Here is a 26305-nt window from a genome sequence, read left to right on the forward strand (position 1 = left end):
CTCACTACGATTGAAACTTCATTCTTTAATTAAAACTTTATTATTCACAGAGTTAATTCCTTCGACAGCCATCACTTTTTGACGAATAGATTCTTTTTCTTCAGGTGAAGCCGCCTGACCCTGCAAAGTGGCTCGTCCATTTTGAACACGAATGTTCACGTTGCGAGCTTCGGATGATAAAGAGGTGTCGCGTTGCAAGCTACGACGAGCCATTGCTTGAATTTCAGAATCTGATTTGGCAGGTGCATTCATCGCGGTATCGCCAGCGGGCATGGATGTCGCAGTGCTTGTTGCTTCACTATCAACTCCTGTTGGCGCCGATTCATACATTGAATCACGGTCGTAAGAATGTTTCGCCTTATCATCGGAAGTGTCCGCGAACGAAGTGCCACCTAAAACAGTCAGAGCTAACAATGTCACAAGTTGCGTTTTCATTAGATCCTCCTCGTTGTTCTTATTTTAACAACTCCATTGTAAACCCGTGTCGCGCAATACACAAAAAATCAACAAAACTTGTGGTCTGCCACTTGGCGAAAGAGTGAATCATTTCAGCGTGGAAAAGAAAAAGGATCTGGCCCCGATTCGGACAGCGCTAATTCTCACGTTCTATTGTGATTGTTTTCAAAAGACCTGAGCCTTTGCAGGACGGGTTGGTACGAGGAGATCTTTATGAAAAAACTCATCTTTATTCTGTTCTTTTTTAACGCGGGAAATTCTTTTGCATCAGTTCCGTTAGAACTTCCGCTCTCACTGCAAAACTTAAAAATGGAATGCGCCCGAACCGAGGAAGACTTTCCTGATTTCGCCTGTTTGAAATTCGAGTTCTTCCAAAGCGGTCCTGAACGGCTTCATCTGGATCTTCAAGAATTGATCGAAACTAATGAATACAACCTGCAAAGAACAAGTTCATCGGAAATGCTAGCTACTTTAATGACTTCCATGGATGCGCAAATTTATCGCTATCAAAAAATCGAACACCGAGAAACTTTGCGCCGCTTAAAAACAAAAAATCACTGGGAGCTTTTGAAGGTCAAAAAAGATTTAGAAAGTTTTATGTGGGATCCTCATACTTACTGGTATCCCAGTGTGAATGCGATAAGTTTTATTGCGGTGGATCCCCGCCGGCACGTGATCGCCGTGATTTCTCACGGCGAAAGAAACTAGTTCATTATTTCTTCTTCGGGAAAAGATGCAGCATCTCAAACAGGGCATCCATTCCTGCCAAAGCCGTAATATCACTGTGATCAAACGGAGGAGAAATCTCCACAACATCCCCGCCCACAAGATTCGGAATCTTCAAAGCGCGGAAAATGCGTTGTACTTCATAAGTCGTCAGACCACCTGGGACTGGAGTTCCAGTTCCTGGGGCGCAGCTAGGATCCAGATTGTCGATGTCATAGCTGATATAAGTTGGCGTATCGTCAAATACCGGAAGTGTGCGCAGGAATTCGTTCAAAGGTTGATTGCGAACATCGTCCACCGTGATCACGCGGATGCCGTTCGCGCGCACAAAATTCAAATCATCTCCGCCGGCCAAGGGTCCGCGAATTCCGATTTGCACCATTTTCTTAGGATCTACCAGTCCTTCTTCAACAGCATGGCGAGCAAAAGCCCCATGATGGTATTCACAACCCCAAGCGGCAGGATATGTATCCAAATGAGCATCGAAGTGAACGAAAGCCAAAGGCTTTCCATATTTTTTTCGCAGGGCCCGTAAGACCGGAAGCGTGGTGGAGTGATCACCACCGACTGCTAAAAAGCGCTTACCGTGATTTAAAATTTCAGTCACAAATTTTTCGATGCGCTCGTAGGTCTGACCTTGGTCAATAGGCACTGTCGGGCAATCGCCGATATCCGCGACTTTTAAATTTTCAAAAAAGTTTTCCGCACGGGTCATATGGAAACCACGTCCTAAGGCAGAAACTTCGCGCAATTTTGTTGGCGCAAAGCGTGCTCCTGGCCGATAAGAAACGCCACCGTCGTAAGGTATGCCAAAGATTCCGACTTCGTAGTCGGCGTCTAATGAAACGTAGGGCAACCGGAAGAAGGTCTTGATCGCAGAAAAACGGGGAAACTCACGTCCGCTTAACGGTTTGTATTCCATATTGACTCCTCAAATACCGTACGACTACATTACCGCGGATGAGCTCAAATTACGACTATAAACTCGACCACAAGCAACTTACGCAATGGTACAAAAAGAATCTACGCGCCCTTCCCTGGAGAGAGAACAAAGACCCTTATCGTATTTGGCTTTCAGAAGTTATGTTGCAACAAACAACCGTTGTTGCGGTCATTCCTTATTTCGAAAAATTTCTAAAAAAATTTCCCACGGTACAGGACTTGGCGAACGCTCCTGAAAATGAAGTCTTAGAGGCTTGGGCCGGTTTAGGTTATTACTCTCGCGCCCGCAATCTTCACAAAGCCGCTAAGGCTTTGGCCGAAAAAGGTTTTCCCAAAACAGCCGCAGAGCTTTTAGAGCTTCCAGGTTTTGGCCCCTATACTTCCCGCGCCGTGGCCAGCATCGCCTTTGGAGAGAAAGTCGGTGTCCTGGATGGAAACGTCATCCGCGTGCTTTCACGCCGCTATGGATTGAAGCTAGAATGGTGGAATAATAAAGGCCGCGAGACTTTGCAAAAAATCTCAGATGAGCTGTCTTTATTGGGAAATGCCGATGTCGTAAACCAAGGTCTTATGGAACTGGGTGCGACCGTCTGTACTCCGCAAAAAGTAACCTGCATGTTATGTCCGTGGGTGAATACCTGTGTGTCGCGTGAAAAAAATCTGGTTGAGAAATTACCTCTAAAAAAACCACGCAAAGAAAGTGAAGTCTGGGTCTGGAAGCCCTTCGTCGCGATCAAAGACCGGAAGGTCGCCTTGGTGAAAAACGACTATGCGCCGTTCTTGAAAGGACAGATGATTTTCCCTGGAGAAATCGCCATGGAAAAAAACAAGCCCAAGGACTATGATGTCAAACACAACATCACACATCATGATATCTTTATTCAGATTCATTCGAAAAAATCCGTTAGTGGTAAGAACATCGAATGGGTGGAACTTAAAGAACTGAAGAAGGTCAACCCTTCCTCCCTGTTACAGAAAGTGCTGCATAAGGTAGATATATGAAGTGGATCCAGTGGAAAGTTGCAGGTGTATTTTTTCTTCTTTCAGCCTGCACACACTTGAGCGTTACAAAAGACGTTTTAACTTCTGACTTTTTACTGACCAAAAATACAAAACAAATCACGTTCCTGGGCGATAATGATCATCCTCGTTTTTCAGAGGATGGAAAGCGACTTATATACAGCAGCCGTTCCCGTGCGTCTCACAAAGGCTGGCAAGTGTATGAGATGGACCTTGAAAACAACAAGGAACGTCGCGTGACCTTTTCTGATGGCGACGCCTTCGATGCCATCTACATTTCGAAGTCAGAAATTCTATACGCTTCGACAACAGATGAAATTAAAGAAAGTCCTCTGCAAAATAAAAATTTCGACAAAGAGTTTCCACCCTCAGATCTTTACATGAGTGATCTGTATGGCACGAATATTCTGCGCGTGACGCAACAGCCGGGCTTTGATGCTCAGCCTTTTTTCGTGTCTCACCCGACAAAACCTTCGATCTATTTTACGTCCCGACGTGGAGAGCTTTCGGGAATTTACCGCTTGGATTTAAAAAAAGTCCCGGTCAGTTTGATTTCCGCTGAAAAAGACAAAGAGAAACGCTTCCCTGCTATCACTCCCGACCGCACTCAAGTGGCTTGGGCTGAAAAGAATCTAAAAACAGGCGAAGAAAGCTTGGTTCTTTACAATCTAAAAACAAAGATTCCGTTTATGCTGAAGTCCAATGAGGGAATTTATCGTGATCTTTTCTTCTCTCCGCGCAATCCTCAGCGTCTTTTTTATAGCATTTTACGTAAGGGTGAAAAGCGTTACCAAATCGAGGTCTATGACATCGAAAAGCACTGCACGCAGGTTGTTTTTAAGGGCAATGACTCTTTGTCATCTCCGTCTATTTCGAATGATGAGCCTGAACGCGTCGCCTTCTCGCGCTTATTCCAGGATAAGAAACAAATTTACATTGTGAATCTGCCAGTTGATTTAGGGCCTTGCCTTGAACCAGCCACGCAAGCTACTCTTAAGGAGTGAAATCCTTAGTCGCCTTTCTGACATTTTGGTCCTCTATAGCGTCGGCAGCTCCGCATCCCGCGACGAGCTCTTCTGCTTTCACCGCGCCGGAAAAAGGGCTTTATTTTCTGCACAAAGGTTTCACCTTAAAGACCGAGGGCACGAACTGGGTTCCAGTAGCAAGCAGCGAAGAAAGCCTTCTAGACACGGTTCGCTTCGCTCCTCGCGACAATCAAACGGAAGGCAGTCTTAGCATTCGTACGGATAAAGTCGCAAAGAACGCCTCTTTAGAGCTTTATACCCGCAAGTGGATGCGCGATTACCCGAACTATGGTTTTGAGGTTATTTCCGCCAAGAATTTCACTTTGAATGGCAGTCCCGCTTTAGTTGTGGATATGCTTTCAAGATCAAAGAACAAACAGATCCGCCAAGTGGTTTTAAAAAATGAAGACCGTGTGGCTATTATGACCTGCCTCGATGACAAGACTCGTTTCACCAAAGCTCTGCAAAGCTGCAATCAGATCATGAAGACCTTCGCTTGGACGACCTCCGAGGCGTCTGCCAGCAAAGAACCGGCTCCCGTTAAAAAATAAAGCTGAACTGCACACGAAAACCCCATTCAGAAGCTTCTTCGGGCCCTGACACCAAATATTTAAATCCTGCCCCTAACTCCGCCGCATCCGTTTGCGAATACGAAAAGATATGCGAATAACTAAGAATGGCGGGATGAGTCCACTCTTCCTGTTCGCCATTATAGACGGACTCAAACATTAAATTCACCGCTCGCCCGTCGCCAAATCGATAGTTATAAAACGGTTGGATCGAAGCCAGGCTGATATCGCTGCGATCTTCTTCACCCGCAAAAGACCAAAGGTAGTGAGCCAAGATTCCAAATGTGTACTGAAACTCTTCATAGGCGACGGAAACAGCGGGTCCAGCCGCCCACTTTCCTGCGCCTAGAAAAGTATCTGTGGCCGTGGGTGCTTCAAACGCAGCTCCGGCAGCCCAACTCCACTGTGAATTCGGTTTTGCTGGAGTGAGCAGAAATGTTTGCACAAGATCGCCTAAACCAAACTCATAGTCGGAAGAAGGGAAAGCCTTCTCATGATAAAGCACCGGCAAGAAACTGCGAGAAACCAAGTTCCAGTCGGTTCCCATGTCTAAAGAAAGATGAGGTCGAAAAGCCATTTCTAAAACGCTGCCGTTTTCAAGAGGGCCGACGCGATAGTTATTTGTGATTTGAATAGGAAAGCGATCCAAGCGGGAGTGAGGACTGGCGAAGTCTTTGGCAAGTTCATCCACGTTTTTTGCAAAAACGGTGTCAGTAAAAATCAAAGCACCTACAAGAATCAAAACTGTCTTCAGCATAAATCCCCCTGATTAAGTCTCCTCAGGGAATTTAAGACGAGCAATGCATTCTTTCCTGGCTAGTTAACTGACAAAAAAAAGAGCCAAGATAACTTGGCTCTTGAGATAACAATCGATATGGCTATATGGAAAACTAGTTACAACGTTTACCCCATGTGTTGGCTGTTTTATCACCCACACCGATGTGTAAAGACGCACTTCCATAGTGACCGATCGCGCGCAATCTTTTTTGGGCGCGCATTTTACAAAGCTCACGGAACGCGCGGTCGGCTTCGCTGTTGCTCGCAAAGCGTACGTCGATAGAAGTTCCGTAAGGATGACGACCTTTCGCACCACCCACGTTTTTGTTGTAGGGCTCCGGTCTCCACCAATTATAGATATGGCTGATTTTAATTCCTCTAGCAGAAAGATCCTGAAGGATTTTTACGCCTGCAATTGGATATTGCCATGTCTTTTCATCAGGGTGAATCAACTGATGTTCTTGGCTTGATCCGTATGTACAGCGAAATGTCGAAGCAGAATTCTTGTTCGGTCTAACAAGCTGGTTGCACCAAGAAGAGTTGTTTGTCTCTTTAGCGCAACGTTGAAGAAATTCTTCTTCTTTTGTATTTCCTAAATTTACTTGGGCTTTCTGGCTGGAAGAAGCTTTCACACAACCTAAAGACTCAATCTCTGGATCAATGGCTTCTTCACTGTCATTATGAATGTGGTCTGCGATATCCTCTGAAGCGCCGTCTTCAATAGCGGCCGTGGTTTCTTCATTCAGAGCATCGCCTGAGCTCGCTGGTTGACATCCAATTTGGCCTAGACCTAATGCAAACATCAACGTTAGCGTCGTCATTTTAAACTTCATCCATTCTCCTTGCTCGGGTTAATTCTTCGTAATGAGTTGCTAGGCTACACGCCTTACGAAGTTTTAATCCACCCTTTGAAAGGCAGTTCTAGAGCTAAGTTCAGGGGAATGTGAGTGAGTTCCTCATTCGCAAAAATACAAATATGAATGGATTCTTATTCACTTGTTTAGATCTTCACGAAGCCTCAGGATTTTTAGATCAGGAGAGGAGTCTTCCAATGAACGTTAATGAGCTTCAAGCTGAATTGATCACCCCGGATGCCGCCAATTTTCTAATTTCTCTTCACGAAAAATTCGATGGTCTTCGTCGTCACATGTTGATGAAACGAAAAACCTTGGTGAATGAATTCTGTGAAGGAGCGCGCCCCCAGTTCCTAGAGAAAACACGCAGTATTCGTGAATCTGACTGGAAAGTCGCGGAGGCCCCTCAGGATCTTCAAGATCGTCGTGTTGAAATTACGGGTCCTGCAGAACCCAAAATGATCATCAATGCGCTGAACTCAGGCGCTCAAGTTTTCATGGCGGACTTTGAAGACTCCCTAAGTCCGACGTGGTTCAATCTTTTAAACGGACAGGATGCGCTTCAAAAAGCCGTTCGTCGCACGCTCACTCATCGCAACGAAAACGGCAAAGAGTACAAGCTCAATAAAAATATCGCCACTCTGGTGGTGCGGCCTCGCGGTCTGCATTTAGACGAACAGCACTTTATGATTCGCGGAGAACCGATTTCGGGAGCGCTCTTTGATTTCGGCCTTTTCATGTTCCACAACGCCAAAGAATTGATGAAACGAGGGACCGGGCCCTACTTCTATTTGGCTAAATTAGAAAATCATGAAGAAGCGACTTGGTGGTCCGATGTCTTTAAATTTGCTGAAGAGAAGTTAGACATTCCCGCTGGGACTATTCGCGCGACGGTTTTAATTGAAACCATCACCGCGGCTTTTGAAATGGATGAAATTCTTTTTGCTTTAAAGGACTATGCTTCGGGCCTCAATGCCGGTCGTTGGGATTATATTTTCAGTTTGATTAAAAAGTTTCATGCTTGTCCTGAGTTCGTTCTTTCAGAACGTGCGCGAGTCACAATGACAACTCCGTTCATGGAGTCGTACTGCAAGCTCTTGGTTCAAACTTGTCACAAACGCGGAGCCCACGCGATGGGCGGCATGGCGGCCTTTATTCCAAATCGCCAAGATCCTGATCTGACGAAGAATGCAATTCACAAGGTCGCCGAGGATAAATCCCGCGAAGTGCGTTTGGGATTTGATGGGACCTGGGTGGCTCATCCCGATTTAGTTCCAGTGGCGTTTGCAGAGTTCACCCGAGTGTTAGGTGACCGCCCCCACCAGAAACATGTGGCGCCTCGCGGGCCGGTTTTTGCCGAAGATCTTTTAAAAGTGCCTAAGGACGTTCATGTCTCTGAAGAAGGCGTGCGCACGAATATCTCTATCACTCTCCGCTATTTGGATAAGTGGCTCTCTGGTATCGGTGCGGCCGCTTTAGACAACTTGATGGAAGACGCCGCGACCGCAGAGATCTCGCGCAGCCAGCTTTGGCAGTGGCTGCATCACCATGTTGTTTTAACGGATGGCTCGCCTTTAACTTACGGACGATACAAGCTGCTTTTGCAGGAAGAAATTTTTAATTTGGAATCTCAGGACGTACCGCATTTGAAAAAGGCAGTTTCGCTTTTAAATTATATGGTTCTTACTGAGGACTTCCCAAATTTCCTAACCACGATGGCTTATGAACAATTAACTAAAGCGGAATCAAAGGAGATTGAGATGGTGAACGGCATGGAAGCTCATAAAAAATCAGTGGATGCTCAATGGGCCACAGACGAACGATGGAAAGGTGTGAAACGCAACTACGGCTCGGCCGAAGTGGCGAAACTGCGCACGACGATTCCAGTTCAATACACCCTTGCGGAAATGGGCGCAAAAAAACTTTGGGGCCTTTTAAAGAACTCCCCTTACGTGAATACATTTGGGGCGATGACCGGAGGACAAGCTGCACAAATGGTGAAAGCCGGACTGCAAGCAATTTATGTGAGCGGTTGGCAGGTGGCCGCTGACGCGAATCTTTCTGGTCAGACTTATCCAGATCAAAGCCTTTATCCTTCTAACAGCGTTCCCAATTTAGTCCGACGTATTAACAACTCTTTCACGCGTGCTGACCAAATCGCGAATCAAACAGGCAAAGACATGCGCGGTGAAGATTGGTATGCTCCGATCGTTGCTGACGCCGAAGCGGGCTTTGGGGGTCCCCTTCACGCTTTTGAATTGATGAAGTCCATGATCGAAGCCGGAGCCGCCGGAGTGCACTTTGAAGATCAATTAGCCGCAGAAAAGAAATGCGGTCACATGGCAGGTAAAGTTCTTATTCCAACCAGCAATTTCATTCGCACACTCCAGGCCGCCCGCTTAGCAACAGACGTTTTGGGTGTTCCCACAGTGATCATCGCCCGAACCGATGCCTTAAGTGCGACACTGATGACGTCGGATATTGATCCTGCCGATCATGCTTTCTTAACTGGTGAAAGAACTCCAGAAGGTTACCACGTGATTCGCGGGGGACTTGAGTACGCCATCGCGCGCGCGATCGCTTATGCTCCTTGGGCTGACGTACTTTGGTTTGAGACCTCAAAACCCGATATGAAAGAAGCCGAAACATTTGCCAAAGAAGTTCACAAAAAGTATCCAGAAAAAATTCTGGCTTACAATTGCTCGCCTTCATTTAATTGGAAGTTGCATTTAAGTGATGGAGAAATCGCTGAGTTCCAAGATCACTTAGGTAAACTGGGCTATAAATTCCAATTTATCACTCTGGCCGGTTGGCATTTAGTAAACTACCACACTTTCGATTTGGCTCATCGCTACTCGACAGATGGCATGACGGCTTACGTGGAGCTGCAAGAGCAAGAATTCGAAGCTGCGGAAAAAGGTTACACGGCAGTGAAACATCAAGCCGAAGTGGGAACGGGATATTTCGATGAAGTTCTTCAAGTGATAACCGAAGGTCAAGGATCTACAGGGGCTTTGAAGGGATCTACCGAAGAGCAATTCCATAAAGGTTCATCAAATCAGCCACCGCCTCCACCCGAGACAGTGACCCAACCCCTTCAGCACTAATTACTAAAAAAAAGAGATCTGGGTTTCCAGATCTCTTTTTCTTTTTAGTACAACAGATATTTTTTTCTTTCCTTAGCCCAGGATTTTTCATCCACCGCCAAGGCCTTATCCAGATCTTTCGGAGTGCCCTTGCTATCTTCAATCCACTCTCTTAAAGCGGGCCCACCATTGATCACGTCAAACGCCAAACGGTCTTTCACATATTCATAGGCGAAGTCGCGATAAATTGGATACTGAGGATGCATTTCGCGAATCACTTTCAGCATCAGCGCCGTCAAACGGAAGGGCTTAAACTGATCGTGCTTATAGGCTTTGCTGTCGGTGTGAAACTGAAATCCGTGACAAAGTTTTCCCACGTGCTTGTGGAATGTGGGCTCGAAGAAACACTCGCGAAGCACAACACCTTTAAACCACTGCGGAGCTTTCTTTTTCATGCGCTTTAAAACTTCGCTGAAATCAATATCAGAGGCGCCGATGATTTCTAAAGCTCGTGTTGTCCCACGCGCCTCGGACAAAGTGGTTCCTTCGATCAAAACTGTTCCAGAGTATGCACGTGCCATATTCAAAGAAGCCGCGTTCGGAGAAGGATTCACCCATGGGCGAGAAAGATCCCAACCATAACCAGGCTTTTTATCAGGCGCATAGCCTTTCATTTTCACGACTTTCAAGTCCAAGTTCATTTTGTAAAAGTCTTTGAAGTAGAGCGCAAGTTCTCCGACTGTCAGTCCATGGCGCATGGGAATGGGAGCCGCACCCACAAAGGATTCCCAGCCCGGAAGCATTTTAAAACCTTCGATCGGTCGGCCTGCTGGATTTGGGCGATCTAAAACGATCACACCTTTACCGAGCTTCGCGCACTCTTCCATCACGTACAGCAAGGTCGTGATGAAAGTGTAAATACGACAACCTAAATCTTGAAGATCAAAAAGAACCACATCAAAGCTGTCCATCATCTTTGCTGTGGGACGACGAACTTCGCCGTAAAGGCTGAACACAGGGATTTTATGAACCGGGTCGATGAAGTCCGGGCTTTCGATCATGTTGTCTTGCTTATCACCGCGCACACCGTGCTGAGGTCCAAAAGCGCAAGACAGTTTTATTTTTTTAGAAAGTAAATCCAGACTGTGCTGAAGATTTTCATCGACACTGGCAGGATGGCAAACCAGACCAACACGTTTGCCTTTCAAAGATTTTAAAAGCGGAGCACTGGATAAAAGAACCTCAACACCTAACTTCATAACAACGTCCTTGTTAAAGGAAAATTGTAATAACGGAAGCAGGTGCTGTCAAAAAGGTTCAGGGCAAGACTAGTTGACGTTCTTACGCAACCACTCCGCCATTGGCAAAGCGAAATAGGTAAAGATCACGTCAGCTCCGGCACGGCGGATGGAATAAAGTGTCTCAACCATCGCACGTGTTTCATCCAGAAAGCCGGCTTTAGCGCCCGCTTTAATAATGCCGTATTCACCACTCACATTATAAGCCGCTACCGGCAAGTGGGTGTGTGATTTCACGAGGCTGATGATATCCAAATAGCTTAACGCCGGTTTCACCATCACCATGTCCGCACCTTCAAGTTCGTCGAGTTCGATCTCGCGCAAGGCTTCACGCGCATTGCGGAAATCCATCTGATAAGTTTTTTTATCGCCAAACTTGGGAGCTGAATCCAAGGCTTCACGAAATGGTCCGTAAAAACTAGAAGCATATTTTGCCGAATAAGAAAGAATGCCTACGTCTGTAAAACCTTCGTCATCCAAGGCCTCGCGGATAGCGCCCACACGACCATCCATCATATCCGAAGGCGACACGATGTCGGCGCCGTTTTGGGCGTGAACGATCGACATTTTCGCCAAGATCTCGACAGTTTCATCATTCAAAATCTTGCCATTTTTAACAACACCATCGTGGCCGTCAGAAGAATAAGGGTCCAGGGCCACATCCGAGATCAACGTCACGTCGGGGAACTTATCGCGAATCATTCTCAAAGTGGTCGGCAAAAGCCCGTTTTGGTTTAAAGATTCTTTTCCGTAAGAGTCCTTGAGTGTCTCGGAAATAGCCGGAAAAAGATCGAAGGACTTAACACCCAATTCGACCGCTTTTTGCACTTCTTGCAACAGCATATCCGGACTCATGCGGTAAATTCCCGGCATAGATTGAATAGCTTGTTTTTCACCCTTACCGTCGACAACAAAAAGAGGCAATACGAGCTGAGAGGGTCTCAAATCGGTCTCTGCCACCATTTGGCGCAGAGCTTCAGTTTTACGGTTTCTACGTGGTCTTTGAGTGAGCTTCATATAATCTCCATCCCCTGCCTATTTCCCAGGCATTACAGCAATTTTCATTCTTCGGATGACAATTGGATGACACTTAATTGAAAGTTTAGTGATAAACCTTTCTGTACATGGAAGATATACTTCTCGTTCACAGAAAATCCAATAGAAACTTCTCGGAGTCTCTCCAAGATGCAGCGATCTGGAAAACCTGCCTTCGCAAAATTCTTTTTTGCACTGAAGGTGAGTTGGCAGGTTACGCGGATGTTCTGGAAAAAGAAGATCACATCCTTCGCGGCGAACAAGCCCTGAGCTTGTTGTTAGAAATCCTTTGCGGTCTGCACTCACCGATTGTTGGTGAGACAGAAGTCTTCGGACAATTTAAAAACTTTGTTGAGTCACGTAAACAATTGGGTGACACGCTTTTTGGAGATCACCAAAAATGGTTGAACTTCATCATGGCCGAAGTGAAGAAGACGCGCGCAGAGCATCTTGTCGGTATTGGCTCGCAAAGCTACGGAAGCCTTTTGCGCAGATACACAAAAGATCTAGAGACCGTTACAATGTGCGGCTCGGGTCAATTGGCACAAGAGATTCTTCCTTGGCTGGCTCACAAGAAAGCGCTTCAAGCGATCTGCCGTGATCCTGCAAAATTGCAAAATTTTTCAGAGAAATACAACAATCTGACTATCACGACTTACAATGAATCATACATTCATGGCGAGGCGATGGTGATTGCGGCTCCTTTGAGCGACGCACGTATCTTGGAACTCATGAGCAAACAGGACACACGTCCGACAGCTGTTTTTGATTTGCGCGGAGAAGAAAACGAATTGGATTCTTTGATCGCAGAAAAGTTCCCCCACGTGGTTTTCATGGGGCTTCATCAATTCTTTGCAGAGATTGAAGAAACGAAAAAGGATACTCACAACAAGATTCAGGCTTTGAAAGCACATCTTCTTGAAAAAGCCGTAGCCTTTATGCAAAGAACGGAGCTTCGCCCACTTGGTTGGGACGATCTATGCGCATAAAAATTTCCGCTCGCAAGAGCGATTTGGCTCGCCTTCAGGCTTACACCGTTGGCGAAGCACTTCAAAAAAAACATCCTGCTTTGGAAGTCGAATACCGTTTCAAAGAATCCCTGGGTGATATCAATCTGACAGATCCTTTATGGAAAATTCCTGAAAAAGGTGTCTTCACTGAAGATTTCTACGGCGAGCTTTTGCGCGACGAAACCGATATGGTTGTGCACTCTTGGAAAGACCTTCCTACAGAGGGCAAAGTCGACACTCTGATTGCCGCGACTTTGCCGCGCGCGGATCAAAGAGATCTTTTACTTTTAAAAACTTCGCACTTTGAGAAAATCAAAGCGAACAGAGCTTTGAAAGTTTTCAGCTCTTCTCCTCGTCGTGAATACAACCTCACCGACTTTTTTAAATCTCATCTTCCGTTTAATTTGCAGTCCGTGAAGTTTGAAAGCGTGCGTGGAAATATCCCTACTCGCGTTCGTAAACTTTTAGAAAGCTCTGAAACCGATGGCCTGATCGTGGCCAAAGCGGCTTTAGACCGTCTGTTAACAGCCCCTCAGGCCGAGTTTAAAGAAGTTCAAGAATTGTTGCGCGGTTATATGCAACAACTGACTTGGGCTGTACTGCCATTAAGTATAAATCCGAATGCGGCTGCTCAAGGGGCTTTGGCGGTAGAAATCCTGACAACTCGCCGTGACCTCAATGATCTTTTGAAATCCATCCATGATGAAGACACATACCGCTGCGCTCAAAAAGAGCGTGAGATTCTTTCGAGTTTCGGTGGTGGCTGCCACCAAAAAATCGGCGTCGCCGTGATGACCCGCCCTTATGGCGATATCACTTTGCTTAAAGGCCTGACAGATCAGGGGCAAGTCTTGGATGCCCGCGAGCTTCAGCTGAAAGATAAAGCGCCTCAGTTTAATGAAAACCAAATGTGGTCAAGTGACGTCAAAGCCGACCGCAACAATCTGCACTTTTCTGGATTGCCAGTGAACACGAACGCGGTTTTCGTGGCTCGTAGTGAAGCTTGGCCTTCCGAACTTCAATCCCCCGGATTTGTTTGGACTGCAGGGCTTAAAACATGGAAAAACTTGGCCCAAAAAGGTATATGGGTTCACGGCTCTTCAGAAAGCCTGGGGGAGCAAGAAAACGCACGCATTGATATTCTTGCGGGAACATCTTTGCAGTGGGCGAAACTTTCGCACGACGAAGGCTTTGCTGCGAACTCCGCTGAACTTCCTTTGGTAGCGACTTATACGTTGAAACCAACAGGCAGTTTGGAAGGCTTAACTGATAAAGAAAGCTTTTTCTGGAGTAGCGGCAGCCAGTTCTTGCAAGCTGCGCAAGAGGCGCCAGAAATTTTAAACAAAAACCACGCCTGTGGCCCGGGCAACACTTACAAAGTGATCCGCGCTTACATGGAAAATAAAAACGCTTTTGATCCTTCCCGCTTAAGAATTTTCTTGGATCAAGACGACTGGAGAAAACAATGCACAAAGTAACCTCTGAAGAATTATTCCAACGCGCTTTGAATGTCGCTCCGGGTGGAGTTCACTCCCCTGTTCGTTCTTTTAAAGGCTTGGATCGCGCTCCGGTTTTCTTCAAAAAAGCGGAGGGCGCTTACCTGACGTCTGTTGAAGATAAAAAGTATATCGACTTCTGCCAAAGCTTTGGTCCATTGATCTTGGGTCACTTAGATCCCGAAGTAAAAGAAGAAGTTCACCGCATGGTCGACACGGCTTGGACTTTCGGAGCCACAGAGATTTACTCTTTGGAACTTGCGGAGTGGATCACGAGCACACTGCCTTTCATGGAAAAATTACGTTTCGTTTCTTCAGGAACAGAAGCGGTGATGAGTGCTTTGCGCGTGGCTCGCGCGGCGACAGGTCGTAATAAGATTTTAAAATTCGAAGGATGCTATCACGGTCACGTCGACAATCTTTTGGTAAAAGCCGGAAGCGGACTTGCGGGTGCAGCGGCTTCTTCGAGTGCCGGCATTCCCGCGGAAGTCGCCGCACAAACTGTCGTGACTCCGTTAGATGACGAACAAAAACTTCAAGAGGTCTTCCACAATTTCGGTAAAGACATCGCGGCAGTTATCATTGAACCACTTCCTGCCAACTATGGTCTTTTAGTTCAAAGACAAGAATTCTTAAAGAAAGTCGCTGAACTTTGCGAAAAGAACGGAAGCCTTTTGATTTTTGATGAAGTCATTTCTGGTTTCCGCGTCGGACTTCAAGGCATGGTTGAAAAAACCGGCATCCGCCCTGACCTTGTGACTTACGGTAAAATTATCGGTGGTGGTTTCCCTGTAGGTTGTTACGGTGGAAAAAAAGAATTGATGAACATGGTCGCTCCAAGCGGAGACGTTTATCAAGCTGGCACGTTGAGTGCGAATCCAATTGGCATGCGCGCCGGCCTTACGACTCTTAAAAAAATGCAGCGCTTGGATGGTTGGAATGTTCTTGAAAAAAGAACTCAAAAATTCACCGACACTATCCGCGCGGGTTTTGCGAAAAAAGGACTTCCTTTAGAAGTCAGTCATTCGGCTTCTTTGTTCTGGATTCACGGTCCTTCTAAAACTCCTATTCGCACGATTGAACAAATTCCGGGGAATCAAGGAGCGACTTTCAAAGGTCTCTTCCTGAAGTCTTTGGAAAAAGGCGTTTACCTGGCTCCAAATGCTTACGAAGTCGGATTTGTTTCTATGGCTCATACAGATGAGATTTTAGAACAAGCTGCTCAAGCTATTATCGACGCCGCTGAATAGGACGTAGCGATGTTACAGAAGCTCCTTAAACCTCAAGTGAAAACAGCCTTGGCCATTGTGTGGTTTGTGTTCACGTTTTCACTTGTGGCTTGGTGGTGGGTCTTCTTTTTACTTCGCTTAAATCCCAACACGACAACCTTAGAACAAATGAAGATGTCTCACCGTATGTTCGTGTGGGAAGGTTCGATCTTGCTTGCCGCCATTCTTTTTGGTGGCGTCTCTTTGGTGGTATTTACATATCGCGATCAAAAACGTCATCAACGTCTGCGTTTTTTCTTTTCGACATTCAGTCACGATATTAAAACTTCAATTGCGCGTCTGCGCTTACAAGCCGAAGTGCTTGAAGAAGAAACGACAAATGCCAGCAGTCCTATCTTGAAGCGTTTGATCTCAGATATCCAACGCTTGGATTTGCAGTTAGAAAATTCTTTGTTATTAGCCAATCTCGAAGATGGTGAACTCTTGCATGAGGATGTTTCCTTAAGATCCATCTTTTCTAGTCTGCGCAACGAATTTCCTGAGCTTTCCATTGAGCTAGAGCGCGAGGCGACAATTCGTGGCGACCACCGTGCTTTATTAAGTGTTTTCAAAAATCTTTTGCAAAACTCTGTCTTGCACGGAAAAGCCACCACAGTACGGATCAAAATCAAAACTCTGTCTGACAACCGCATCGAGCTGCAAATGCAAGATGATGGACTGGGCTTTAAAGGGCCGGTGCATAAGTTGGGTTCGGAAATTTTGAAATCTCAGGATGCAAGAAGCAATGGCCTGGGGCTTTTGATTACCAGCCGTCTTTTAAATCGCATGAACGGTCATATCCGTTATGACTCTCGTGAAAATGAAGGCTTTAAATCCTTCATCGAACTGGAAGGACAGCTAAAATGAGAAAGATCCTTTTAGTCGAAGATGATACTTCCTTGGGTGAAACGCTGACGGAACGTCTTAAAAAGGAATATGACGTCAATTGGGCGAAGTCTTTATCAGAAGGCTGGATGACGTTTAACCACAGCAAAGATTTTGATCTGGTTATTTTGGATGTCGGCTTGCCTGATGGAACTGGGTTCGAGCTGGCCGCAAAAATACGTCAGATTTCAAACGTCTTATTTCTATTCCTGACTGCGCAAGCCGATGCCGAATCCCGCTTAAAAGGATTTGAACTGGGAGCGCAGGAGTACATTCCTAAGCCCTTCCATCTTAAAGAGCTTTTGATTCGCGTGAAACATGTTCTGGATGCTCATGCTCCGGCTCGTGAAGTGGAATTGGAAACTTGCACTGTGAACTTCACGAACATGACGGTGCAAAAAAAATCAGGCCAGATCGAATATCCACCTGTGACGGACCTCAAAATCCTACAGTTATTAATTGAAAAAGCCCCCCGCGTTCTTAGCCGCGATGAAATCATGAACGAAATCTGGGGTGTGGATAAAAATCCAAGTCATCGCACTATCGATAATATTATTGTCCGCCTTCGCCAGCTTTTGGGCGATGACGGTGAAAAACACATCCGTTCTGTACGGGGTGTGGGTTACCAATGGTCCGTGGAGGAAAATGTATGAATTCACTTTTTAAAAACTCTCTTCAAAGAACTCCGCAGGCTGTTCCTCCTATCTGGTTCATGCGTCAAGCTGGCCGTTATCACCAGCACTACCAAGGCTTGCGTGCAAAACATTCTTTCATGGAGCTTTGTAAGCAGCCGGAACTAGCGGCGCAGGTCGCACTAGGCCCTGTCGCTGAATTTGATTTCGACGTTTCCATTCTTTTTAGTGATATCTTATTCCCGTTAGAAGCATTAGGAATGGGACTTGATTACACGGATCATGGACCCCAATTGGGTTTCAAATTAAATCCGCAGACCATGGCAAAGCTTGGGCCTAGGGACGAAGCTATCGAATTTATGAAATTCCAAAAGGCCGCGGTGAAAGCGACTCGCGAAGTTCTGCCCTCAAATAAAAGTTTGATCGGCTTTGTTGGTGGTCCTTGGACTTTGTTTGTCTATGCCGTGGAAGGTTCGCACGCGGGGTCTTTGATTCAGTCGAAAACACTGATCAATATGTTCCCGCAGTTCCTGGAAAAAATGTATCCACTTCTTAAAGAAAACATCCGCCTGCAATTTGAAGGTGGCGCTGAGATCGTGATGATCTTTGATACGGCAGCCGGCGAAGTGTCCCCTCTGTTCTTCCAAGAATGGATTCAACCCGTGTTGACTCGTCTGTCTCAAGATTATCCTGGCAAGATCGGCTATTATTCTAAAGGCACTCAACCGGTGTTCTTTAATAAAGCTTTCACGGATTTACCTTGGGCGGGCCAGGGTTTTGACCATCGCTGCTATTTGCCGGATTCTTTCAAAATTCAAAACAAAGGGTTCGTTCAAGGAAACTTTGATCAAAGTCTTCTTTTCATGGACGACGCTGATTTTAAAAAAGCCTTATCTCACTTCTTAGCTCCAATGAAAGCCATGAGCCCTGTAGAACGTGCGGGATGGGTTTGCGGCTTAGGCCATGGAGTTCTTCCAAAGACTCCAGAAAAGAATGTGAAACTCTTCGTGGACACTGTCCGTAAGGAGCTCTCTCATGATTAAAGATCTTCTAGCCAAGTATGATGTTCCCGCTCCTCGCTACACGTCTTACCCGACGGTTCCATACTGGGAAACAAATCCGACGAAGGATCAATGGATTCAGCATTTGCGTGCCACGTTAAATGAGCGTGATGGTGCATGGTCCTTGTATCTGCACGTTCCTTATTGCGAATCACTTTGTACTTTCTGTGGTTGCAATAACATCATCACCAAAGACCATAAGCGTGAGCAGCCTTACGTGGATATGGTTGTAAAAGAGTGGGAACTTTACACACAACAAGTTCCCGAGCTTTTAGAAAAACCTTTGAAGCATATTCATATTGGTGGTGGGACGCCGACGTTCCTATCGGCAGAATCATTGTTAAAACTTCTTCGACCGATCATGAATCGCGTGAACGTCGATAAAAATGATTTCGAAGGATCTATCGAAGTCGATCCTCGCCGTACAAATGTGGATCAACTTAAAGCCTTGCGCGACCTGGGTTTTAACCGCGTCAGTATGGGCGTTCAAGATTTCCACCCGGAAGTGCAACGTCTAGTGAACCGTATTCAACCTTTAGAGATCACGCAAAAATTGACACAAGCGGCGCGTGACCTTGGTTATACGTCCGTGAACTTTGACTTGATCTATGGTTTGGCAAAACAAACGCCTGAAACTATTCGCGAGACAGCGCATGCCACAGTGAAACTTCGTCCTGACCGCATTGCACTTTATAGTTTCGCATTAGTTCCTTGGATTAAACCCGCACAAAGACTTTTCAAAGATGAAGACCTTCCGAAGTCCGCTGAAAAACGCGAGCTTTACGAAATCGCTCGCGACATTCTTTTAGCGAATGATTATGTAGAAGTCGGTATGGATCACTTTGCTTTAAAGACAGACAATTTGTCTTTAGCAATGAATGAAAAACGCCTGCACCGCAATTTCATGGGTTACACGGATCAGCGCACTGATGTTCTTTTGGGTTTAGGTGTTTCTTCAATTTCTGAAACTCCTTACAGCTTCCATCAAAATGAAAAAGTTTTGCCATTGTATGAAGCGGCGTTAAACGAAGGTCGTATTCCGACATTGCGCGGACACGTTTTGACTGAAGAAGACCGTATTCGTCGTCAGCAAATTTTGAAGCTGATGACAGAGTTCGAAGTCGAATTCACGGATGCAGATCAAGAAGCAAAGTCGAAAGAGTTCTTAAGCGAAATGCTGAAAGATCATTTGGTTGAGATCAAAGATCACAAGCTGCTTGTTAAAGAAGAGGGCCGCCCTTTCTTGCGCAATGCCTGTGTTTTCTTCGACGAACGTTTAAAATCAAAACAACCACAGACTAAGATATTCTCTCAATCTATATGAAAAAAATCAGCGTGATTGGCGCAGGGTTTGCGGGCTTAAGCCTCTCCCTGCGACTGGCTCAAAAAGGCTTTGAAGTTGATATCTACGAACAAGGTCCCCGCGTCGGAGGCCTTATCGGAACAGATAAAAATCAGTTCGGCCTTGCCGAACAGGCGGCGAATTCAATGATTCGTACAGCCCACGCCGAAGCCCTTTTCAAAGATATTGGGCTCACGCCACTGAGCGCTCTTGAATCCTCAAAAAAACGATTTATCTTCCGAGAAAAACCGCGTCCTTGGCCGCTTTATTTCTCGGAAACAGTGAAATTCATCGGTAAGCTTTTGTTTAATCTTGCCCGGGGAAAGAAGAATTTTTCCCCGCGCGAAAACGAAACTTTGCAGAGCTGGGGTTACCGTATTATCGGCGCACCGGCGACGCAGTTTATTCTCAGCCCGGGCATGCAAGGTATTTATGGGAATGCCACAGATGAACTGAGTGCAAGCCTGATTCTTGGACCCTTGATTAACCGTAAAAAGAAGGACAAGTCGCAGCCTCAGTACAAGGGTATTATGACGGGACCTGAGGGCATGCAGGATGTGATCGATCATCTTGAAGCAAAGCTGAAAGAGCTCGGGGTTCGCATTCATTTGAATTCTAATGTTAAAGCAAAAGAGTTAAGCGGACCCGTTGTTGTTGCTACTTCCGCTCAGTCTGCAAGCGAAATTTTAAAGTCCTCACATGCGGATGTCGCAGCAAAGCTTTCTCGTATTCAAATGTCTTCTTTAATGAGTGTAACGGTTTACTTTGCCAAAGCCCAAAATACATACCCTGGATTTGGCTGCTTGATTCCCCGGTACTATGGCCTTAAAGCCTTGGGGATCTTGATGAACTCTTACATCTTTGCAGGACGAGACAAAACTTATTCCGAGACATGGATCTTTGGTGGTGCCCATGACAACTCTATTTTAGACATGTCTGATGCCGAAGTTTTGAAAACCATTGCGACAGAAAGATTCCGTGTCTTAGGAAATAAAGAAACCTTGCTAGATTATCGTATCTTCCGCTGGCGCAATGCTCTTCCGTTCTATAATGTCGAACTTGAAAAGACTTTAAAGGATCTAAATTCTCAAGAGCTTCCTGAGGGTCTGTTCTTGCATGGGAATTACTTAGGCGGAATCGGCTTAAGCAAAATCTTAGAGCGCGGTGATAAACTTGCAGAAGAAATCGCAGGTCGTTATGTCTAAAAAAGGCGTTTTGCTTTTAAATATTGGAAGTCCCCGCACTTATCAAGTTGACGATGTGAAGGCCTACCTTAAGACCTTCCTAATGGATAAAGATATTATTAACATCCCCTTCTTCGTGCGCTGGCCTTTGGTTCACGGGATCATCGTTCCTCGTCGCGCTCCTTTTTCGGCCGAAAATTATAAGAAGATCTGGATGGAAAACGAGGGCTCTCCGCTAACCGTATATACAAATCGTTTTGCCAAGGCTTTGCAGGAGTCCTTGGGCACTGGTTACAGCGTAAAAGTGGGAATGCGCTATTCTGACCCGCTTATAGGCAAAGCTTTGGAAGAGTTTTCGAGCGAAGGCATTTCTTCTCTTTTGATAGTGCCTCTGTATCCCCAATACGCCGAGGCGACGACAGGTTCTTCTGTCAAAGAAGTAAATCGCTGGTTGAAAAAGCTGAATCTAGACATACCTACCAGCGTTCTTCCTCCGTTTTATGCGGATGATTCTTTCATCAAGCCTTCCGTAAGATTAGTGAAAGAATCCACATCGGGAAAAAACTTTGATCACTACTTGTTTTCTTTCCATGGTTTGCCTGAAAGCCAAGTGCGCAAAGTTCACGGTTGTCTTCGTACGGAAGACTGCTGTTTTGATCAAGATGCTTGCGCAAAGAATTGTTACCGCGCCCAATGTTATGCCACGGCCACTAAGATGGCCGAAAGCTTGAATCTTCCAGACAGTCATTGGAGCGTTTCTTTTCAATCAAGACTAGGAAGAGCGGAGTGGATTAAACCTGCAACGGATCATACCTTAGAAGTGCTTGCGCAAAAGGGTAAAAAATCCGTCGCTGTGGTCTGCCCTTCCTTTGTTGCTGATTGCATCGAAACTTTAGAAGAGATTGGCATCGGTGGCCAAGAGATCTTTGAGCACAATGGCGGCACCGACTATCAGTTAGTTCCCTGTGTGAACGACGATCGCGAATGGATCGAAGGCTTTGCCGGTCTTTTAAGGAATCAAAAATAACAAAAGCGGAATCAAGATGGCGGTCATAAGTCCATTGAGCGCCATCGCTAATCCCGCAAAAGCACCAGCCATTTCATTCACCTGAAACGCTCTGAAAGTTCCCAAGCCATGGGCCGATAGACCCATGGAAAATCCTTTCACCAAAGGATCGTGAATTTTCATAAGCTTCATCACAGTGCCGGCCGCAATCGCTCCAACAATTCCCGTGATCATCACAAACACGGTCGATAAAGCCGGAGCTCCCCCGATTTTTTCCGCAATTCCCATTGCTATTGGAGTCGTGACGGATTTAGGAGACAGCGACAATAAAATATCGTGAGGCAACCCCAATGCCGCCCCTATCAAAACCGCACTAAAGATTCCCACAAAAGATCCAACCGCTAAAGCTAAGATTAAAGGTTTCAAAACTCGTTTCAGTCGGGCCATCTGATTGAACAATGGCAAAGCAAAGCCCACGGTCGCGGGGCCCAACATAAAATGAATGGGTCGAACTCCTGCAAAGTAGTCTTTGTAGGGAATATTAAAAACCATAAGCACGCAAACAATGGCAAACATCGTGATGACGGGCGGGCTTAAGAAAGGATGCTCTTTCCCACACAAGCTAAGGCGTCGCGCGATAAGATAAAATCCCAAGGTCATGATTAAAGAGAGGAGCTCAATCATGCTTTGGCTCCTGCTCGGGATGCATCTTGAGAAGCAGATTAAAAAACCATGCAGTCACACCCAAAGTAATCAGTGTACTGACAATAAGAGTGATGGCCATGGCCCAGCCATAACGACCAAATAAATCAAAGTAATCGATGATTCCTACACCCGCAGGCACAAAGAATAGCGCCAGGTGAGCATTCATAAAACGGCTGAGTGCTTCCACTTTTTCTTTCAAGGGCGGCCATAACACTAAAGCAATAAAGAAGTACACCATCCCTAAAACGGGCCCCGGAATAAAAAGGTTTAAGAGAGCGACCGTACCCTCTCCTAAGAATTGAAATGTCAGCAGAATCAACAGCGCTAATATCATGGTTAAAGACTCTAGCGATCCCTCAAGCGTCAGGCAACGAGCTTCCCAAGGATTTCGTGTCCTTTCACATAGCGGGGCCATTTCACTTTATAGAGGCCTAAAACCGCCCTATACCAATAAGCCGGCTTTGGCGAAGACCCAACCAGGTACCTTTTTCCAAACCGGTCTCAAAATGCGTCAATGTCAAAAATTGAGACACTTCAGATCCAATACAGGCAGTTCACAAAGCGCACAGATCTTGTATCTGGGTTACACGTTGTTAAAGGAGTACGTTAGATGGCTCAGGCTTCTCTACTAAAAAATATTGCTGCTAGCATTATCGTTTCTACCGCCGTTGCAAGTACCGCATCTGCGTTCTCTTATAAAATGAATGCCATGTGCTTCATGAAAGATTCGACAAATAAAGCCGAAGCTTTCAACCCCACCGCACAAGAAATTAAAGACAGTGGCAGCAGCTTCGTGCGATCGACTCCCACCAACGTGACAGAAACCGATATCAAAACGAAGTTTCGTGTCGCTTCTCTTTCAAAAATCCTAGTCACGCATTGGGCGACAGCGACTTTAGGCCCTGAGTACCGCTTTAAAACTCGTCTTTATATTACTCCGACAAATCCAGATAAAACTTGTTATGTTCACCTAGCTGGTGACGGCGATATCTTCATGGGTAAAGAGATGCTGTCGACGGTGTTTAAGCAGTTGAAACCTATTCTTACGGGTCGTGGCTGTACTTCTATCAGTCAGCTTTCTTATGACGAAAAATTCGTCGTTCCCATGGGGCCTGGCAGCGCTTATATCGTTCAACATCGCGACGATGGCACGTACCGTGGTGCGGATCCGGATTTGTTCTATGGTCCATTGACGACGCAAAAAGCACTGACTCATTTCGTAAGAAACTACAGTCAGATTCGTGTTAAAACTATCAAGCCTTCGATCTCTTCTGAGTTTAAAAAGTATGCGGAAGAAGTGAAAGTCACAGGCTATTCATTCCAATCACGTCCTCTTTATATGATGATGCGTGAATTCAATGCTTACTCTTCCAACGTTCCACCGAATATTTTGTTTGAGCGTTTGGGCGGTGTAAACGGTTATAAAGCCTTCATCAAAAATCGTTTGGGTATGGATGAAAGCACGGTTGTGATGATGAATGGTTCTGGTTACCCGGTTATGATTAACGATCAAAAAATTTATAACGAAGTAACATGTGAATCTATCGTACGCATCATCCAAGACTTGGATCACATGCTTAAAGCATATAAAGGCTCTAAAGCATTCCAACTGGCGGATGTGATGGCAGTGGGTGGAGACGGTGAACACTACTCGACATTTAAATCTTTGTACGGTTCAGACACTTTCGACAACACGCTGACGGGTAAAACAGGTTCTGCGGATAAAGCTATCACTTTCGGTGGAGCGCTTTCGACGACTGATGGAAACTTGTACTTTGCGGTACTAACAGAGCCAGATATCTATGACCAAAGAAACCTAAACAAGCCACGTACCTACATCCGTGACCTTGTCTCTATCCTGGCAGAGCGTGTACGATTGAAGAAGTTTGATTACACTCAAGTGGGCTTGATGAATCCAATCGATTCAGCATCCACGCTGGTAGCGGAATCAAACAATCTTTCCTTGAAGATGAAATAAGGTAACTTGTTATGAACCTTTTTAGATTGATCTTAATTGCATGTGTGGTTTTCGCGGGCTCGATGAGCCCTGCTGCTGGCAGCAAAAAACTTGTCGACGACAAAGCTTTTGAACTGGCTTACGCAGGAAAGACCAAAGAGCTTCAAAAGTCTTTGGATGCGGGAGTTAACATCAATAAGCCCAATGAAAAAGGCGAAACTCTTCTAATGACGGCAGCGGCTAGCGGCCAAGTCGAGGTTGTAAAATTCCTTCTTTCTAAAAAAGCCGACGTCACGATCAAAGATAAAGATCAAAAGACGGCTTTGTACTATGCTCTTACCAACGAACAGCCTGAAGTTTCAAAAGCCTTGATTGAGGCCAACGCGCCTTTGAATGATTTGAATGAACTTGGCGACAACGCCCTGACTCTCGCTTCATCATTGAACGATCATGCCACAATGAAAGTGCTTTTAGCTAAAGATGCCACTTTAGTGAATAAAGGAAACTCCGAAGGCAAAACGCCTTTGATGGAAGCAGCCCGCCACGGAAACGCTGAAACGATTAAGATTTTGTTAGACGCCGGCGCTGATAAAAAAGCCAAGAATTCATCTGGAAAAACAGCTTTAGATATCGCAACAAAAGCGCAAAACCAAAAAGCCGTCACTCTTCTTTCCGCAAAAAAATAGGCGCTCGTCCCTGAGCGCCCGTGCAATCTAAACTAATTTGCGCGGTCGGGGGTTTTTACGACGCCGCAAGCGATTCGTTTTCCCGAGGCTCCGGCCGGTTGGCTTTTATAGTCGTCACCTCTTTCATGCACGACGACGGAAGTTCCTTCTGCTCTCAGCAGTGAGTTCGGTCCCGATAATAGAGAGATGTGTTTATTGATCTCTTCTAAATGGCCACGCCCGCTTTTCACTTCGACGTTTTTAAAGTCGCCGGCATGTGGCCCTCCTTTGACTTCACCGTGTTTTTTCTTATCGGGATTAAAATGATCGCCGGCAGATTTAAATTCCGGTGGTAAACAACTGCCTTTTTCATGAACGTGAAACGCATAGGTGCCATCTGGCATACCGGTTAGATTCACCACCGTCTTTACACCTTCGGCTTCTTGGGTGAAGTTCACATCGCCCACTTGTTTTCCTTGAGCGTCTTTTAAAATCACCGATACGGGAGGCATTGGTTTGTTATGTGCAGGTTTTCCAGCAGGACCTTTGGATTCCTGTGCTTTTACTCCGCCTGTTAGTCCAAGTATGAAAAGAAAAAAGATCATGCTTCTCACAAACGACCTCCTTGATTCGATTCAAATATTGGAACACGGACAATGGTGTGAGAAAAGGTCGCGCGCTAATTAACAAATTCGCCAGTGAAAGCATGATTCTTAAAAATTTGAAGGACGTGACTTTGAGGCTTTGCTTTGAATTGATAAACTTTAAAAGTGAACGCTGGAAAGGAGAAGCTTATGAGTCGCCTAGGGCAAAAATCCCGTCGCCGTCAGCCCGATCAATTGGCTGAAGATGAAGCCAAAGATTCTCCTCGTGTTGAAGAACAAGAAAGTCAGCCTGGTGATTTCAATCCGAAATCCACGTTCAGCGCGATCTATGATAGTTCACAAACTCCCCGTCGTTCTTACACGGGCCGAGGTCCTAAAAACTACAAACGCAGTGACGAACGCATTCGCGAAGAAGTCTGCGAGATGCTGACACGTGATCAATACGTCGATGCTTACAACATTGATGTCGATGTCGTGGATGGCGAAGTCATCCTTCGCGGCACGGTTCCTGATCGGCACATGAAGTATCTTGCCGAAGATTCCGTCGAAAAAGTATTCGGAGTGAAGGACATTTCAAACCGCTTGCACGTCGATCGCCACGAAGATCTGATCCGCCGTCATGGCCGGCATTAAGGTTTAATTCGACCTATTCGTTTTTTTGATTTCTCCTTTCTTGGAAAGACTTGAGAAATTCGTTCAGT

At 45.8% G+C, this 26305-nt stretch carries 26 protein-coding genes and 1 pseudogene; 18 read left to right on the top strand and 9 right to left on the bottom strand.

Going from position 1 to position 26305, the window contains the following annotated elements; all coding sequences use genetic code 11:
* Positions 1–18 precede the first annotated feature (18 nt).
* The gene (locus ACLWBD_RS15310; protein WP_063242236.1) at positions 19–435 is read right to left on the bottom strand and encodes a BON domain-containing protein; all 417 of its coding nucleotides are present in this window, start codon (positions 433–435) and stop codon (positions 19–21) included.
* Positions 436–669: 234 nt separating this feature from the next.
* Between ACLWBD_RS15310 and ACLWBD_RS15315 the strand changes: the two genes are divergently transcribed.
* A complete protein-coding gene (locus ACLWBD_RS15315) occupies positions 670–1164 on the top strand; it encodes a hypothetical protein (protein ID WP_413568845.1) in 495 nt (164 codons plus the stop codon).
* A 4-nt stretch (positions 1165–1168) separates the two neighbouring features.
* Here ACLWBD_RS15315 and speB read toward each other — a convergent pair whose 3' ends face one another.
* Positions 1169–2104, bottom strand: a complete 936-nt coding sequence (gene speB / locus ACLWBD_RS15320; RefSeq protein ID WP_413568847.1) for an agmatinase — start codon at positions 2102–2104, stop codon at positions 1169–1171.
* A 38-nt stretch (positions 2105–2142) separates the two neighbouring features.
* On the opposite strand from speB, the gene ACLWBD_RS15325 reads away from it, so the two are divergent.
* Genes ACLWBD_RS15325 through ACLWBD_RS15335 form a run of 3 tightly spaced genes read left to right on the top strand, consistent with a single transcriptional unit; the run spans position 2143 to position 4720 of the window.
* Positions 2143–3126: an A/G-specific adenine glycosylase gene (locus tag ACLWBD_RS15325; RefSeq protein ID WP_413568848.1), complete on the top strand. Its 984-nt coding sequence runs from the start codon at positions 2143–2145 to the stop codon at positions 3124–3126.
* On the top strand, positions 3123–4148 hold the full coding sequence (locus tag ACLWBD_RS15330) for a TolB family protein (RefSeq protein ID WP_063205221.1): 1026 nt from the start codon (positions 3123–3125) through the stop codon (positions 4146–4148). The genes ACLWBD_RS15325 and ACLWBD_RS15330 overlap by 4 nt, the downstream gene beginning before the upstream one ends.
* A complete protein-coding gene (locus tag ACLWBD_RS15335; protein WP_413568850.1) occupies positions 4145–4720 on the top strand; it encodes a hypothetical protein in 576 nt (191 codons plus the stop codon). Before ACLWBD_RS15330 ends, ACLWBD_RS15335 begins: the two co-directional genes overlap by 4 nt.
* On the opposite strand, the gene ACLWBD_RS15340 is transcribed toward ACLWBD_RS15335, so the two are convergent.
* Positions 4710–5495 (bottom strand): hypothetical protein, encoded by a 786-nt coding sequence (locus ACLWBD_RS15340; protein WP_413568852.1) that lies wholly within the window; start codon positions 5493–5495, stop codon positions 4710–4712. The two genes, ACLWBD_RS15335 and ACLWBD_RS15340, sit on opposite strands and share 11 nt — an antisense overlap.
* 133 nt (positions 5496–5628) lie before the next feature.
* The gene (locus tag ACLWBD_RS15345) at positions 5629–6348 is read right to left on the bottom strand and encodes a hypothetical protein (RefSeq protein WP_413568854.1); all 720 of its coding nucleotides are present in this window, start codon (positions 6346–6348) and stop codon (positions 5629–5631) included.
* A 218-nt stretch (positions 6349–6566) separates the two neighbouring features.
* On the opposite strand from ACLWBD_RS15345, the pseudogene aceB reads away from it, so the two are divergent.
* Together aceB and aceA are read left to right on the top strand one after the other, a co-directional pair.
* Positions 6567–8090 (top strand): annotated as a pseudogene (aceB, locus tag ACLWBD_RS15350) (malate synthase A); the annotation flags it as partial.
* A gap of 39 nt (positions 8091–8129) precedes the next feature.
* Positions 8130–9476 (top strand): isocitrate lyase, encoded by a 1347-nt coding sequence (aceA, locus tag ACLWBD_RS15355; RefSeq protein ID WP_413570742.1) that lies wholly within the window; start codon positions 8130–8132, stop codon positions 9474–9476.
* A 44-nt stretch (positions 9477–9520) separates the two neighbouring features.
* Here the strand turns inward: aceA and ACLWBD_RS15360 are convergent, their stop codons facing one another.
* The gene (locus tag ACLWBD_RS15360) at positions 9521–10714 is read right to left on the bottom strand and encodes an exo-beta-N-acetylmuramidase NamZ domain-containing protein (protein WP_413568855.1); all 1194 of its coding nucleotides are present in this window, start codon (positions 10712–10714) and stop codon (positions 9521–9523) included.
* Positions 10715–10783: 69 nt separating this feature from the next.
* A complete protein-coding gene (gene hemB, locus ACLWBD_RS15365; protein WP_063205226.1) occupies positions 10784–11770 on the bottom strand; it encodes a porphobilinogen synthase in 987 nt (328 codons plus the stop codon).
* Positions 11771–11877: 107 nt separating this feature from the next.
* Between hemB and ACLWBD_RS15370 the strand changes: the two genes are divergently transcribed.
* Genes ACLWBD_RS15370 through hemH form a run of 9 tightly spaced genes read left to right on the top strand, consistent with a single transcriptional unit; the run spans position 11878 to position 21693 of the window.
* Positions 11878–12777, top strand: coding sequence for a hypothetical protein (locus ACLWBD_RS15370; protein WP_063205227.1), 900 nt, complete (start codon positions 11878–11880; stop codon positions 12775–12777).
* Positions 12768–14276, top strand: a complete 1509-nt coding sequence (hemC, locus tag ACLWBD_RS15375) for a hydroxymethylbilane synthase (RefSeq protein WP_063205228.1) — start codon at positions 12768–12770, stop codon at positions 14274–14276. The genes ACLWBD_RS15370 and hemC overlap by 10 nt, the downstream gene beginning before the upstream one ends.
* Entirely contained in the window at positions 14264–15544 is a 1281-nt protein-coding gene (locus ACLWBD_RS15380; protein ID WP_413568857.1) for a glutamate-1-semialdehyde 2,1-aminomutase, read from the top strand. Before hemC ends, ACLWBD_RS15380 begins: the two co-directional genes overlap by 13 nt.
* A 9-nt stretch (positions 15545–15553) precedes the next feature.
* The gene (locus tag ACLWBD_RS15385; protein WP_413568859.1) at positions 15554–16429 is read left to right on the top strand and encodes a sensor histidine kinase; all 876 of its coding nucleotides are present in this window, start codon (positions 15554–15556) and stop codon (positions 16427–16429) included.
* Positions 16426–17100 carry a response regulator transcription factor gene (locus ACLWBD_RS15390; RefSeq protein ID WP_413568861.1) on the top strand — a complete coding sequence of 225 codons (675 nt, stop codon included), beginning with the start codon at positions 16426–16428 and terminating at the stop codon, positions 17098–17100. The genes ACLWBD_RS15385 and ACLWBD_RS15390 overlap by 4 nt, the downstream gene beginning before the upstream one ends.
* Entirely contained in the window at positions 17097–18122 is a 1026-nt protein-coding gene (locus ACLWBD_RS15395; protein WP_413568863.1) for a uroporphyrinogen decarboxylase family protein, read from the top strand. Before ACLWBD_RS15390 ends, ACLWBD_RS15395 begins: the two co-directional genes overlap by 4 nt.
* Positions 18115–19464 carry an oxygen-independent coproporphyrinogen III oxidase gene (gene hemN, locus ACLWBD_RS15400; protein WP_063205233.1) on the top strand — a complete coding sequence of 450 codons (1350 nt, stop codon included), beginning with the start codon at positions 18115–18117 and terminating at the stop codon, positions 19462–19464. The genes ACLWBD_RS15395 and hemN overlap by 8 nt, the downstream gene beginning before the upstream one ends.
* On the top strand, positions 19461–20687 hold the full coding sequence (locus ACLWBD_RS15405) for a protoporphyrinogen/coproporphyrinogen oxidase (protein WP_413568866.1): 1227 nt from the start codon (positions 19461–19463) through the stop codon (positions 20685–20687). The genes hemN and ACLWBD_RS15405 overlap by 4 nt, the downstream gene beginning before the upstream one ends.
* Positions 20680–21693 carry a ferrochelatase gene (gene hemH / locus ACLWBD_RS15410; protein ID WP_413568868.1) on the top strand — a complete coding sequence of 338 codons (1014 nt, stop codon included), beginning with the start codon at positions 20680–20682 and terminating at the stop codon, positions 21691–21693. Before ACLWBD_RS15405 ends, hemH begins: the two co-directional genes overlap by 8 nt.
* On the opposite strand, the gene ACLWBD_RS15415 is transcribed toward hemH, so the two are convergent.
* Together ACLWBD_RS15415 and ACLWBD_RS15420 are read right to left on the bottom strand one after the other, a co-directional pair.
* Positions 21676–22356 carry an LrgB family protein gene (locus ACLWBD_RS15415; protein WP_413568869.1) on the bottom strand — a complete coding sequence of 227 codons (681 nt, stop codon included), beginning with the start codon at positions 22354–22356 and terminating at the stop codon, positions 21676–21678. The genes hemH and ACLWBD_RS15415 overlap by 18 nt on opposite strands.
* On the bottom strand, positions 22349–22711 hold the full coding sequence (locus ACLWBD_RS15420) for a CidA/LrgA family protein (protein ID WP_063205237.1): 363 nt from the start codon (positions 22709–22711) through the stop codon (positions 22349–22351). The genes ACLWBD_RS15415 and ACLWBD_RS15420 overlap by 8 nt, the downstream gene beginning before the upstream one ends.
* A gap of 276 nt (positions 22712–22987) precedes the next feature.
* Here ACLWBD_RS15420 and ACLWBD_RS15425 point away from each other — a divergent pair, with 276 nt between their 5' ends.
* Both ACLWBD_RS15425 and ACLWBD_RS15430 read left to right on the top strand, forming a co-directional pair.
* Positions 22988–24355, top strand: a complete 1368-nt coding sequence (locus tag ACLWBD_RS15425; RefSeq protein WP_413568871.1) for a D-alanyl-D-alanine carboxypeptidase — start codon at positions 22988–22990, stop codon at positions 24353–24355.
* Between the two features lie 11 nt (positions 24356–24366).
* Positions 24367–25020, top strand: coding sequence for an ankyrin repeat domain-containing protein (locus ACLWBD_RS15430; RefSeq protein ID WP_063205239.1), 654 nt, complete (start codon positions 24367–24369; stop codon positions 25018–25020).
* A gap of 32 nt (positions 25021–25052) precedes the next feature.
* Here the strand turns inward: ACLWBD_RS15430 and ACLWBD_RS15435 are convergent, their stop codons facing one another.
* Positions 25053–25604 (bottom strand): superoxide dismutase family protein, encoded by a 552-nt coding sequence (locus ACLWBD_RS15435; protein ID WP_413570743.1) that lies wholly within the window; start codon positions 25602–25604, stop codon positions 25053–25055.
* A 189-nt stretch (positions 25605–25793) separates the two neighbouring features.
* Between ACLWBD_RS15435 and ACLWBD_RS15440 the strand changes: the two genes are divergently transcribed.
* A complete protein-coding gene (locus tag ACLWBD_RS15440; protein WP_413568873.1) occupies positions 25794–26237 on the top strand; it encodes a BON domain-containing protein in 444 nt (147 codons plus the stop codon).
* Positions 26238–26305: the final 68 nt, after the last annotated feature.

It is taken from the genome of Bdellovibrio sp. HCB117, assembly GCF_047305915.1.
In the GTDB taxonomy this organism is placed as follows: Bacteria; Bdellovibrionota; Bdellovibrionia; order Bdellovibrionales; family Bdellovibrionaceae; genus Bdellovibrio; species Bdellovibrio bacteriovorus_B.

Bases quoted from the DNA above. Each gene is read 5' to 3' on its own strand.
- ACLWBD_RS15390 (WP_413568861.1), top strand. From the start codon at position 16,426: ATGAGAAAGATCCTTTTAGTCGAAGATGATACTTCCTTGGGTGAAACG.
- ACLWBD_RS15435 (WP_413570743.1), bottom strand. From the start codon at position 25,604: ATGATCTTTTTTCTTTTCATACTTGGACTAACAGGCGGAGTAAAAGCA.
- ACLWBD_RS15440 (WP_413568873.1), top strand. From the start codon at position 25,794: ATGAGTCGCCTAGGGCAAAAATCCCGTCGCCGTCAGCCCGATCAATTG.
- ACLWBD_RS15415 (WP_413568869.1), bottom strand. From the start codon at position 22,356: ATGATTGAGCTCCTCTCTTTAATCATGACCTTGGGATTTTATCTTATC.
- ACLWBD_RS15340 (WP_413568852.1), bottom strand. From the start codon at position 5,495: ATGCTGAAGACAGTTTTGATTCTTGTAGGTGCTTTGATTTTTACTGAC.
- speB (WP_413568847.1), bottom strand. From the start codon at position 2,104: ATGGAATACAAACCGTTAAGCGGACGTGAGTTTCCCCGTTTTTCTGCG.
- hemH (WP_413568868.1), top strand. From the start codon at position 20,680: ATGTCTAAAAAAGGCGTTTTGCTTTTAAATATTGGAAGTCCCCGCACT.
- ACLWBD_RS15345 (WP_413568854.1), bottom strand. From the start codon at position 6,348: ATGAAGTTTAAAATGACGACGCTAACGTTGATGTTTGCATTAGGTCTA.
- ACLWBD_RS15380 (WP_413568857.1), top strand. From the start codon at position 14,264: ATGCACAAAGTAACCTCTGAAGAATTATTCCAACGCGCTTTGAATGTC.
- hemB (WP_063205226.1), bottom strand. From the start codon at position 11,770: ATGAAGCTCACTCAAAGACCACGTAGAAACCGTAAAACTGAAGCTCTG.
- ACLWBD_RS15310 (WP_063242236.1), bottom strand. From the start codon at position 435: ATGAAAACGCAACTTGTGACATTGTTAGCTCTGACTGTTTTAGGTGGC.
- ACLWBD_RS15385 (WP_413568859.1), top strand. From the start codon at position 15,554: ATGTTACAGAAGCTCCTTAAACCTCAAGTGAAAACAGCCTTGGCCATT.
- ACLWBD_RS15430 (WP_063205239.1), top strand. From the start codon at position 24,367: ATGAACCTTTTTAGATTGATCTTAATTGCATGTGTGGTTTTCGCGGGC.
- ACLWBD_RS15420 (WP_063205237.1), bottom strand. From the start codon at position 22,711: ATGATATTAGCGCTGTTGATTCTGCTGACATTTCAATTCTTAGGAGAG.
- ACLWBD_RS15370 (WP_063205227.1), top strand. From the start codon at position 11,878: ATGGAAGATATACTTCTCGTTCACAGAAAATCCAATAGAAACTTCTCG.
- ACLWBD_RS15395 (WP_413568863.1), top strand. From the start codon at position 17,097: ATGAATTCACTTTTTAAAAACTCTCTTCAAAGAACTCCGCAGGCTGTT.
- ACLWBD_RS15325 (WP_413568848.1), top strand. From the start codon at position 2,143: ATGAGCTCAAATTACGACTATAAACTCGACCACAAGCAACTTACGCAA.
- hemC (WP_063205228.1), top strand. From the start codon at position 12,768: ATGCGCATAAAAATTTCCGCTCGCAAGAGCGATTTGGCTCGCCTTCAG.
- ACLWBD_RS15330 (WP_063205221.1), top strand. From the start codon at position 3,123: ATGAAGTGGATCCAGTGGAAAGTTGCAGGTGTATTTTTTCTTCTTTCA.
- ACLWBD_RS15315 (WP_413568845.1), top strand. From the start codon at position 670: ATGAAAAAACTCATCTTTATTCTGTTCTTTTTTAACGCGGGAAATTCT.
- hemN (WP_063205233.1), top strand. From the start codon at position 18,115: ATGATTAAAGATCTTCTAGCCAAGTATGATGTTCCCGCTCCTCGCTAC.
- ACLWBD_RS15405 (WP_413568866.1), top strand. From the start codon at position 19,461: ATGAAAAAAATCAGCGTGATTGGCGCAGGGTTTGCGGGCTTAAGCCTC.
- ACLWBD_RS15425 (WP_413568871.1), top strand. From the start codon at position 22,988: ATGGCTCAGGCTTCTCTACTAAAAAATATTGCTGCTAGCATTATCGTT.
- ACLWBD_RS15360 (WP_413568855.1), bottom strand. From the start codon at position 10,714: ATGAAGTTAGGTGTTGAGGTTCTTTTATCCAGTGCTCCGCTTTTAAAA.
- aceA (WP_413570742.1), top strand. From the start codon at position 8,130: ATGGTGAACGGCATGGAAGCTCATAAAAAATCAGTGGATGCTCAATGG.